The 10,834-nt window shown below is 58.5% G+C and carries 6 protein-coding genes; 1 reads left to right on the top strand and 5 read right to left on the bottom strand.

Going from position 1 to position 10,834, the window contains the following annotated elements; genetic code table 11:
* Positions 1–1,278 (bottom strand): hypothetical protein (locus H5U08_RS03450; protein WP_297030150.1); only part of this gene is annotated, 1,278 nt, incomplete at its 3' end.
* A gap of 704 nt (positions 1,279–1,982) precedes the next feature.
* On the opposite strand from H5U08_RS03450, the gene H5U08_RS03445 reads away from it, so the two are divergent.
* Positions 1,983–2,681, top strand: coding sequence for an RraA family protein (locus tag H5U08_RS03445; RefSeq protein WP_207651752.1), 699 nt, complete (start codon positions 1,983–1,985; stop codon positions 2,679–2,681).
* A 125-nt stretch (positions 2,682–2,806) separates the two neighbouring features.
* Here H5U08_RS03445 and H5U08_RS03440 read toward each other — a convergent pair whose 3' ends face one another.
* From H5U08_RS03440 to H5U08_RS03425, 4 genes are all read right to left on the bottom strand, one after another.
* The gene (locus H5U08_RS03440) at positions 2,807–3,637 is read right to left on the bottom strand and encodes a hypothetical protein (protein ID WP_095413792.1); all 831 of its coding nucleotides are present in this window, start codon (positions 3,635–3,637) and stop codon (positions 2,807–2,809) included.
* Between the two features lie 476 nt (positions 3,638–4,113).
* A complete protein-coding gene (locus H5U08_RS03435) occupies positions 4,114–5,889 on the bottom strand; it encodes an aspartate kinase (RefSeq protein ID WP_297030144.1) in 1,776 nt (591 codons plus the stop codon).
* A gap of 152 nt (positions 5,890–6,041) precedes the next feature.
* Complete coding sequence (locus H5U08_RS03430; RefSeq protein ID WP_297030141.1) at positions 6,042–7,253, bottom strand: cofactor-independent phosphoglycerate mutase; 1,212 nt, start codon at positions 7,251–7,253, stop codon at positions 6,042–6,044.
* A 130-nt stretch (positions 7,254–7,383) separates the two neighbouring features.
* Positions 7,384–8,682 (bottom strand): homoserine dehydrogenase, encoded by a 1,299-nt coding sequence (locus H5U08_RS03425; RefSeq protein WP_297030138.1) that lies wholly within the window; start codon positions 8,680–8,682, stop codon positions 7,384–7,386.
* Positions 8,683–10,834: the final 2,152 nt, after the last annotated feature.

Below are 10,834 nucleotides of genomic sequence, written 5' to 3'. Positions count from 1 at the left end.
CCGAAAGCCTTTGTATTCGGCTGCATTGACGTGCACGTACTTTTTGGCATCCGGGTCATTTTCCATAGCCTGTTTGAGCAAATTGAGAAATGATTTCTCCACTTTTGCAGCATCTTCGAGCACCATGCCGCCAAGGGCCGTCAATTGCCGGTCACTCACCTGAGCCGAGATCGCCAGATCGAGCGTGCCCTTATCGACGGTGGCTTCCATGGCGTCGAGCAGGGAATTGATAAGGTCTGTTGCCAGCCGCTTTTCCTTTTTGCTCAGGCTTTTTTCTTTGTCGAGCGACTCGCTGACCAGCTTTTTGTAATTCGGAATGACGGTCGTTTTGAATTGCTCGATGTCACGCTGCCCGATGCGAGCGGTCTCCCGCAGCACGAAGGTGGACTCCGGAAGGACAAAGCCACTCAGCCGGGTTTTCACATCCTGATTCTGACGCAGGTTGCGGGCATACTCGGTGCCCGGGCGAGGTACCACGGTGTACACCAGCGAGATGGCGGCCTGTGGGCTATTCACCGTCAGTCCCACGGTCATCGTGTCGATTTCATCCAGCATGACCTGCATTTGCTGGAAAGAGCGCTGGATCATTTCCCGCTGCTGGGTGACGTCCTTGCCTGTCTCCTTGGCCTGCTGCTGGAGGGCCATGTCCATTCCCTGCTGGATCATCGACAGGCCGAGTTGTTTGAACATCGGCGGGATATTGGCCATGTAGAGCAGAACGCTCAGGTCGTGCGTGCCGGAAAGCTCCGTCAGGCTCGGCGGCGGATTGTCACCGACCTGCGAGAACACCTGCTTGTCCGCGGCAATGATCGCCCAGTTGTTCTTGTGCGCCACAAACAGTGTCTGGCCGTTGGGGAGGTCTGCCGACCACAGGTCCCCCTCCTGTTTCAGTTCGATCTCTCGGCTTTTCAGCCATTCCCGCGTCTTATCAAAATCCGTGACGGGAACGTAACCGGTCACCAGGAATTGAAAGCCGTTGGTCTGTACGACAACACCACACGGCTGCTTGGCATCGACGCCGGGGACGCCGGGCTCACCGGTTTGAGCCGCCAGCGAGTTTTTCAGATTTTCGGCCAGACTCTCCACGCCAGCCAGTTTGCCCAGGTACTCAACGTCCTCAAACAGCCGATCAATTCCGGCGAAACTGACCACCACAACCGGCTTGACCTCCATGCTAGGGGGTGCCGACGGTTGCTGGGCCAGAAGTTGCCCCGGCAGCGACAGCAGCAGACCGCATGCTGCGGCCACAAAAGCACCAAAGAGATTCCACGACCTCATGACGCAACTCCTTTCCTTCCCTTTTCTAACCAGAGGGTGCTGTAAATCCTGTTTGCCAGATTTACTCTATCGACAGGCTATACACGTTGCCTCCCTGACACGTTACGTCAAGACGAGACGGACAGTCTTCCTTCTTCGCCCCGAACATCCACGTATTCCCGCGGCGAACTCGTCGCAGGTTTGTCCGCGTGTGTTCGCAAAAGCATAGATTAGTATAAGGGAGTTCCCGCAGAAAAGCGACAGGGCTGGACGGCTGATCCATCCTGCCTTTTGGAAAAAGCCCCCTGAGACGCCACAGGCACAATGTGCTTTGGGGCAATTCATAAATTGCCGCTGCGGTCAAGCGGGAACCCAAACACGCAAACGAGGCACGGTCGCTGGAGTGGACGGTGGAAACGGGCAAAGCGGACGCGACAGGCACGTCCCTCCGAAAGCGGATTGTCAGGGAGATCCGTCCGGGAAGTCCTTGGGAAGGCCACGCCTGTCGTGCCCGGGGGAAACCTCGGCCTGCCGACAAGAAAAGAAAAACCGGTTTTTCGCGCACACTACTCGCGGCGTTCGCACCTGGATGACCGAAAATCCTATCATCAAGTTGACAATCTGACTGATTTACGCAAACTATGTTTGATGGGTGGAACTAAAGTAACCATGCCCGCGGGTATTCCTCCGCTTCAGAGATTCGATCTCGTCATCGGAGAAACCTCATGAACAACCAGTTGTGGAAGAACGACGAGCAGCTCTTCGCCCTCTTTCGGCAAGAGCTTTCCACGGCGGTGGTGGGAGAGGTGCTGGATCAGATCGGGCTCAACGCCCAATTCTTGCCGATCGCCATCCGCCCTTTGGATCCCCGGATGGTGCTCGTGGGTCGGGCGATGCCGGTGCTTTTTGCGGACTGTTACGAGACGTTTTCTCCCAGTGGACTGAACCCGGTCTTCGCCAAACCGTTCGGACTCATGCTGGAGGCCCTGGATGACCTGCGTCCCAGGGAAGTCTTTGTGGCCACGGGCGGTCGCAATGAGCTTGCCATGTGGAGCGAATTGATGACCGTCCGCGCGGTCCAGTTGGGCGCGGCCGGTGCCCTGGTGGACGGTTGCGTCCGTGATACCGCAGCCCTTGCCCGATTCTCGTTCCCGATTTTCTCTCGCGGGGCGTTTGCCCAGGATCAGCGGACACGGGGGAAGGTTGTGGATTTTCGTGTGTCGGTGCAGATTGGGCATGTGCGGATTCGGCCGGGTGACCTGATTTTCGGAGACCACGAAGGGGTTTGCATTATTCCCCAGGGAGCGGAGGCCGATGTGGTGGAGGCCGCCCTGCAGCGTGTGCAGAAGCGTGCCGAAGCCCGTCGCGAACTGGAAGCCGGCGCCTCCGCGGTGGAAGTCTTTGCCCGACACAACATGATCTGACATGGCCCTTCCGGCCGAAAGTCGCTTTCTTCCCCGGCCATTCTTGAAGTATTCACACTGCCGGCTCTTTTGCCCGCTCTATCCTGAATGTGCGTGCCGCTGGCGAGACGCTTGCGTGGGGAGGGTCAGCGCGATTTGTCCTTCTGCTGATCCTCCGGCTTGACGTAGAACTGACTGAGGTCGATTCCTCCCCGCTGTTCTTCTTCGAGCAGTTTGATGCGCATTTCCAGGCGTTCCACCCGGCGGAGAAGGGTGTAGTAATTGAGAAGGACCATTTCCTCGCGTTTGGGCCGGGGGACGGAGGGATAGCCTAAATGTCGGGAGAGCGCGGCGAACAGGTAGAGCGGATCCTTCCGGCGATTGGCCAGCGCAATCTTTCCTTCTTTTTCACCAAACAGAATGGGCTTGCCGGAATCCCCGCGGAGCTGCCGGTAGTATTCACTCCGCACGAAGATCATATCCGCAATATCGATGAGACCCACCTGTCGGCGGAGATCGAGGATGAATTCCCGCCAGTTTTCATCGTAGATGGGATCTCCAGCCATTGCTTCCAGCCCCTTGTCGTATCCCAGGCGATTGCGGCAGAGGGTTTCAAACTGGTAGAGGAAAACACCCTGAACGCTCGCGCCTTTGGCTTTGTACTCCGCTTCTTTTTCCAGGATCTCCAGCGCGACGCGGAAATCCAGCCGTCCGTCTTCCCGTTCGGCCTCGTGAATGACGAACGCTTGAAAGGGGGTGAAATAGTGGCTGAGCCTGGCCATAGCCGAGGCAAATCCCCCGGTGAAGCGAAGTTCGGTGGTCATGAAGTCAATGGCCAGGGGGAGTTTGGTCGTGGAAAGGATTTCCTGTTTGATGGTTTTGAGAAGTTCCTGGGTGGAAACCCCCTGATCGAGACGTTCCCGAAGGGCCCGAAAGAAATACGCCTGCTCGATGTATTCTTCTCTTTCCAGAAGCATAGCGGGACTCCCGATTGTTTGCATCCAGTCAATCGCGGCGGATGGGACACTCAATCCCGCCGGGTTTTCTTACGAACCCCTTCTGATCACGAATTCATCGCCGGCGTTTCCTCAGCGATCAGCACACCATCGGCGGAGTTTTCCGCCCGGCCGAGCGTTTTCCCTTTTCATTATGACGGAAAAGTCCCCCGGCAAACACTCCACTTCACCGCGAAGTTCGATTCGCAGACACATTCCGGAGGGACACGCTTGTCGTGTCCGCGTTCCGGAGGGACACGCTTGTCGTGTCCTTTCGGAGGGACATGTTTGTCATGTCCTTTTCTTGGTTGGCCACGCCTATCGTGTCCGCCAGAGAAGGCTTACCCTAAACGGCGTGCACCATAGCCCAGGACAGGACGACCTGCACCCGATGACGGGGGAACGATGCGGCAGAGAAATTTTTTCGTTTCTGACCGCTGCGGCCACGCCGGGCGAAATCACAGGTCGAGGAGCTCTTCGGCAAATTCCTGACGCAGGACGGTGAGGGCCTGTCGGCCTTTGTCGCCCGTCGTCACCACATTCAGCCGTACCTCGCTGGTGCTGATCATTTCCACGTTGATCTGCGACTGGGCGAGGGTCTTGAAGGTCCGACTGGCGACATCGATGTGGCTTTTCAATCCCGTTCCCAGGATCGAGAGCTTGGCGACCTTGGGACGGCCGGTCGGTGGAGCAGCCCCGATCTCCTGGCAGAAAGGCCGGCAGGCGGCCAGAGCCGCCTCGTAGGACGACTGCGGCACGGTGAAACTCATCATTGCTTTGCCGTCCCGACCAACACTCTGCACGATCATATCTACAACGATTTCGCGCTCCGCGACCTGGCGGAAGACGCGGGCGGCCAGCCCCGGGCGATCCGGGATGTTGGAAAGCGTCACACAGGCCTGGGTTTCATCCAGACAGATTGACTCGATCACCAGATCCTCCATCCCTTGGAGCCGTCCGATGATCCGCTCGCGGTCGTTGCCCAATTCTTCCGGTCGGGCTTCTTCCTCGGCCTGCGGCGGTTCTTTGTCCAGCTCAAACGCTGCGTGGACCGTCCGCAGGGCTTCGACGGCGCGGTCCCGCTCCACAAGCACGGAAATTTTAATCTCGCTGGTGGTGATCATGAGGATGTTGATGTCCTTGTCGGCCAGCGCCTGGAACATCCGCTGGGCAACACCCGGTTGTTTGGCCATTCCCAGGCCCACCACCGAGACCTTGGCCACGTTTTCGTCGTAATTGACACCTTCGGCTCCGATTTCCCGGGCCGTTTCTTCCACCACGCGGAGTGCGGCCGGGAGCTCTTCCTGAAATACCGTGAAGGAAATGTCTGCGCGACCGCCCTCAGCCACGTTTTGCACGATCATGTCGGTGGCGATGTTCCTGGCACCCAACCGCGAGAAGATCGCCGCGGCGTTGCCCGGCTGATCCGGGACACCGCGGACGGTGATCCGTGCTTCCTTGAGGATGGCGGCCGCCCCACAAACCGGGACACTCCGTGACTCCGGCATCCAGGAAATAAGCGTGCCTGGCATATCGCTGAAGCTGCTCCGCACGTGGACGGGCACGGAAAAACGTTTGGCGAATTCAATCGAGCGGTTGTGCATGACGCCCGCCCCCGCCGTGGCTAGTTCCAGCATTTCATCGTAACTGATACGGCTCATCCGGCGGGCTTCCGGGACCAGCCGCGGGTCCGTCGTGTAAACGCCGTCCACGTCGGTGTAAATCTCGCAGGTTTCCGCACGCAGAGCGGCGGCCAGGGCCACTGCCGTAGTGTCACTCCCACCACGTCCCAGAGTGGTGATATCCGCCGTGTCGGTGACTCCCTGGAAACCCGCGGCGATCACGATGTACCCTTCATCCAGCGCCTGACGGATGCGATCCGTCTGGATCGAGCGGATGCGGGCTTTGGTGTGCGTGCTGTCGGTGCGGATTCCCAGTTGCGCCCCGGTAAAGCTGATGGCGCGATGTCCCAATCGGTGGATCGCCATGGCCATCAGGGCCACACTCACCTGCTCGCCGGTGGAAAGGAGCATGTCCATTTCCCGGGCAGGCGGATCGGGATCGATCTGTTTCGCCAGTTCGATGAGGTGGTCGGTGGTATGCCCCATGGCGCTGACCACCGTCACCACCTGGTAGCCCTGCTTCTGTGCCCGGATTGCCTTCCGGGCGGCCGCCAGAATTTTTTCAGCGTCGGCAACACTTGTCCCACCGAACTTCTGCACCAGAATGGCCATTGTCTGTCACCCTCGATTCACCTGCAGGTATGGTTCCTTCTCAACGATCTTCTTTCGGCTTGTGATGGGAGCGCCTGGAAGATTGATTGTGCCACAGTATTTCCGATCCCAGGGACGGTCACGTTCGCGACGTTGGTGAGGAAGCACCTGCCCTAGCGGCCCTCCCCGTGAAGAAAATATTCCATGACCCTCCAACCTTCAGGAAAGACCAGGCCCGACTGCTCCGCCGCTTTTTCGTGGTAAGCGGGGGCGTTTCCTGATTTGATACCCGTGCCAGCTATGGCGAACGGCACATATCCGTGGCTGTGTGTTTTGATGCGGACGGGCGTGGGATGGTCGGGGGACACCATGATGCGGTATTCACCATACGAGCGAAGGGCTTCCCAAACAGGGGCCACGATTTTTTCGTCGATATTTTCCAGGGCGCGAATCTTCTCCTTGATGCTGCCCTCGTGGCTGGCCTCGTCGGGCGCCTCAATGTGCACGCACACCAGGTCGTATTCGGCGAGGGCGGTCACGGCGTGACGTCCTTTGGCCGCGTAATCGGTGTCGATATACCCGGTGGCCCCGGGCACTTCGATTCGCGGCCAGCCGAACAGGGCCGCCAGTCCCCGCAGCAAATCGACAGCGGTGATCATGGCCCCCTTCACCCCGTAACGCTCTTCAAATCGGGGAAGTTGCGGGGCCCCGCCCAGTCCCCACAGCCAGATGTTCGTGGCAGGCAGCTTGCCCGCCTTTTTTCGTGCCTGATTGACGGGATGGTCCGCGAGCACGGCTTCACTTTCGGCCATGAGTCGGGCCAGAAGGTCACTTCCCGGTCCACGGGGGTAAGCATCCAGGACGCTTTGGTCGGTCAGGTCGTGGGGCGGCACCGTGAATGTGTCGCGGGAAAACGGGGCAGGTTGATTCCCTCCGCGATAAATGAGCAGATTCCGGTAGCTCACTCCGGCGTAGAACTGCAACTGCTCGGAGCCCAGCTTTTCCTGGAGCGCCGCCATCAACTGCCGGGCTTCCTCGGTGGAGATGTGCCCGGCCGTAAAGTCCCGCATGACCTGGTCGATGATCGTCACCAGGTTGCAGCGGATGGCCCAGTCGTTAGGCCCCAGCTCGATGTCCTGGGCTGCCGCTTCCAGGGGAGCCCTTCCCGTGTAATAGGCCTGTGGATCGTAGCCGAGCAGGCTGAGATTGGCGACGTCAGAGCCGGCAGGCAGAGTTTGGGGCACGTGATTAGCCAGCCCGACCACGCCCTGCCGCGCAATTTCATCCATCGCAGGAGTTCGCGCCGCTTCTAGCGGGGTCTTTCCACCCAGTGCCTCCTGCGGCTCGTCGGCACAACCGTCAGGAATGATGATCGCGTATTTCATGGGAAAAATCGTCTTGAAAGATCTGTGGCCCGCGTGGCGGTGACTTCACTCTCTTTTAATCTCCTTTTTTAGCCTTGATCCTCGCGACAGAGCTGAAAACCAGGAGAGCACGTGCACCCTGGGGCACGCGCTAATCGCGGACCCGCATCCACACACTGCCGGGGCGCACCACGGGAAGTTGATCGATTTGTTCCATCGCTCGACGCATAGGGCCCTCGGCCGCTGCGTGAGTCATGATCACCAGGGGAACAATCCCTTCGGCCTCTTCTTCGGTCTCATGCTGGATGACAGACGCAATGGAGATTTGGTTCCGTCCCAGGATTCCGGCAATCTCGGCCAGAACACCCGGCCGGTCCTGCACGTTGAATCGCAGATAAAAGCGACTTTTACTTTCATCGGGATTGCGGAGCCGGACTTTGGGCCCTTCATTGGACCAAAGCCGCAGGGTGCGGAAGGTAATCGCCGCACGCCCTACCGCCGTGTCGATGATGTCGGCCACCACTGCCGAGGCGGTCGGCATCTGACCGGCCCCCAGTCCGTGGAAAAACACCCGTCCCACGGCATCCCCCACGATGCGGATCGCGTTATACGCGCCGCGAACCTCGCCCAGCGGTGTGCCTTTTTTCACGAGCGTCGGCGAGACGTGAAGCTCCAGGTCTCCATCGACCCGTTCCGCAACCGCCAGCAGTTTGATATGGTATCCCAGTTCTGTGGCGTAACGCATGTCGGCCGCCTGGACGGTATCGATTCCCACCCGCGGGATTTCCTTCCAGTTGACCTCCGCTCCGAAGGCAAGCTGGGCAAGGATGGCCAGCTTTTGGGCGGCATCCGCGCCACTGACGTCCATGGCGGGATTGGCTTCCGCATACCCGAGCCGTTGCGCTTCGGCCAGCGCTGCTGCATATTCCTGCCCCTGTTCCTCCATCTGGGTGAGGATGTAATTGCTGGTCCCATTGAGAATGGCATGGATGGAAAGGATCTCGTTGGCGGTGAGACTTTCCCCAATCGCAGCGATGATCGGAATTCCGCCGGCCACCGATGCCTCGAAGGCAATTGATCGGCCCAACCGTCGGGCGGCTTCGAAGAGCTCCGGACCGTGTTCGGCAAGGAGCGCCTTGTTGGCGGTGACGACATCTTTTCCATGTTCCAGAAGGGACAGCACGATGGAGCGGGCAGGCTCCAGCCCGCCGATGAGTTCCACCGCGATCGAAATCGAGGGATCTTGGATGACGCTATCAATATCGTCGGTGAGTAGCTGCCTTGGCACACTGACGTTGCGTGGACGAACGAGGTCCTTGTCCACGATCCGCACAAGCTCGAGGGGGCGTCCCGCCCGCCGCGAAATCCGGTCGCCATGCTCGAGAAGGAGCTTGGCCACACCGGACCCGATCGTTCCAAAACCGATGACGGCAATTTTTACTGGAGTCATGGAGATTGATAGCCTGTCCGCTGGACGATACCCCGAACACCTTCAAAAGCGCCTCCCCTCCCAGCGCTCCGGGGATGGTTCAAGCACAATCCTGCCAGTCAGAGTGTAAATCGTTATCGTAAATCAGCCAGCTTGAAAGGTAAAGCACAGAGGGCCTGAAGGGACCGTCCAGAAGCGTCCGGTTCCGGTCGGGACAATTCCCGTCTTTCCTTGACCGCGGGTTGATGCGCAGCAAGCAAATTCCGCTCGGGGTGGTTCATGAATTGGCCCTACCAGGAGACGGCTTCTCGTGTTCGCGGCAAAACGCACCAACCGCGGGGTTGTGACGGCTAAAGCCTTCACCAAAAAGCGGCGATAAATCGCCGCACTCCATGGAGTGCGGGGCTTTAGCCCCGCTTTCGGCGCGGGACTTCAGTCCCCGCCGAAAGAAAGGCCATGGATGATCCAATGTCAAACGACGGACCTGACGAGCAGGTCCCTCCGAGGGATGTTTCGGCGCGAAGGGTTTTCCAAAAATCGGAGGGGCACGCTTGTCGTGCCCGGGGAAGCGGGATGGATCATCAATTGGTGTTCATCGGACCCGACGAGCGGGTCCCTCCGACACCATCGTTGTAGGGGCCATTCATGAATGGCCCCTACCGGTGGACAGGTTTCGTGGTCGGGAAAAGCTCGGGAAACCGCCAAGGTGGTGAAGGCTAAAGCCTTCACGAAAAAGCGGCGATGAATCGCCGCACTCCATGGAGTGCGGGGCTTTGGCCCCGCTTTCGGCGAGGGACTTTAGTCCCCGGGGAAAGGCAAGGGATGATCCAACAGGGATAAGCGGACCCGACAAGCACGTCCCTCCGAAAGGTCGGAGGGGCACGCTTGTCGTGCCCGCCGAAAAGGAACGGATGATGTAACGTCGAACGACGGACGTGACAAGCACGTCCCTCCGAAACACCGGAGGGGCACGCTTGTCGTGCCCGGGGAAGGCGAATAGTTGATCCAGCCTCGAAAAACGGGCGGGAGAACCAGGTCCATCCGGAATTGTAGGGGCAATTCATGAATTGCCCCTACCGGTAGAGCGCTTGTCGTGCCGGGGGAAAGGAAATGGATGATCCAACGTCGAACGGCGGACGTGACAAGCACGTCCCTCCGAAAGGTCGGAGGGTCACGCTTGTCGTGCCCGGGGAAAGGGAATGGACGATCCAACGCCGAACGGCGGACGTGACAAGCACGTCCCTCCGAAACACCGGAGGGTCACGCTTGTCGTGCCCGGGGAAAGGGAATGGATGATCCAACGTCGAACGGCGGACGTGACAAGCACGTCCCTCCGACGTTGTAGGGGCAATTCATGAATTGCCCCTACCGTTAGCTTGGAAGACGAGTTCGAATCGGGTTGGAACGGCCGTCTGGGCAAGACAGCACGAGCGCCTGCCGGCCATGATCTTTTGAGCGACGTTATTCTTCCCCGGCCGCGATGCTCGCCACCGGCCATTCGCCATTCGCCATTCGCCATTCGCCCCTTTATTCGTTTCAATCCCAACTTGGTTCGATTTGTTTTGGCGAGTAGCGAATAGCGAATGGCGAATGGTGAAGGTGGACAATCAGTTTTTCAGTAGCACCGCTGATTGTTTCCGCAAGCGCGATTGTTTCTTCTTTTGAGTTCCGAGCTATGTGATGACACAAAACTAAGAAGCGCTGCACTCTTCCGTTCGACGTGCACCAGGAATACTACTCGCCACTCGCTACTCGCCACTCGCTTTTAAATCGTTTCAATCCCAACTTGGTTCGATTTGTTTTGGCGAGTAGCGAATGGCGAGTGGCGAGTGGAGATGTTGGTGGCCGTTTTTGCAGGACTAGCGGTAATTGTTTCCGGTATCGCCGATTAGTGTTCTTTTCAATTCCAGCCTCGCCAAAACCGCAGTGTTACCATGCGACCGCAATTTCGACTGACAGTCCGCCAGCAGTGCTATTCGCTATTCGCCATTCGCCATTCGCCCCTTTATTCGTTTCAATCCCAACTTGGTTCGATTTGTTTTAGCGAATAGCGAATAGCGAATGGCGAATGGTGAAGGTGGACAATCAGTTTTTCAGTAGCACCGCTGATTGTTTCCGCAAGCGCGATTGTTTCTTCTTTTGAGTTCCGAGCTATGTGATGACACAAAACTAA

The organism is Thermogutta sp. (assembly GCF_014359955.1).
GTDB lineage: Bacteria > Planctomycetota > Planctomycetia > Pirellulales > Thermoguttaceae > Thermogutta.
This window is presented reverse-complemented; position numbering and strand designations above follow the sequence as displayed.

Excerpts from the sequence above, each read along its gene's own strand:
- H5U08_RS03445 (WP_207651752.1), top strand. The coding sequence starts at position 1,983 with ATGAACAACCAGTTGTGGAAGAACGACGAGCAGCTCTTCGCCCTCTTT.
- H5U08_RS03440 (WP_095413792.1), bottom strand. The coding sequence starts at position 3,637 with ATGCTTCTGGAAAGAGAAGAATACATCGAGCAGGCGTATTTCTTTCGG.
- H5U08_RS03435 (WP_297030144.1), bottom strand. The coding sequence starts at position 5,889 with ATGGCCATTCTGGTGCAGAAGTTCGGTGGGACAAGTGTTGCCGACGCT.
- H5U08_RS03430 (WP_297030141.1), bottom strand. The coding sequence starts at position 7,253 with ATGAAATACGCGATCATCATTCCTGACGGTTGTGCCGACGAGCCGCAG.
- H5U08_RS03425 (WP_297030138.1), bottom strand. The coding sequence starts at position 8,682 with ATGACTCCAGTAAAAATTGCCGTCATCGGTTTTGGAACGATCGGGTCC.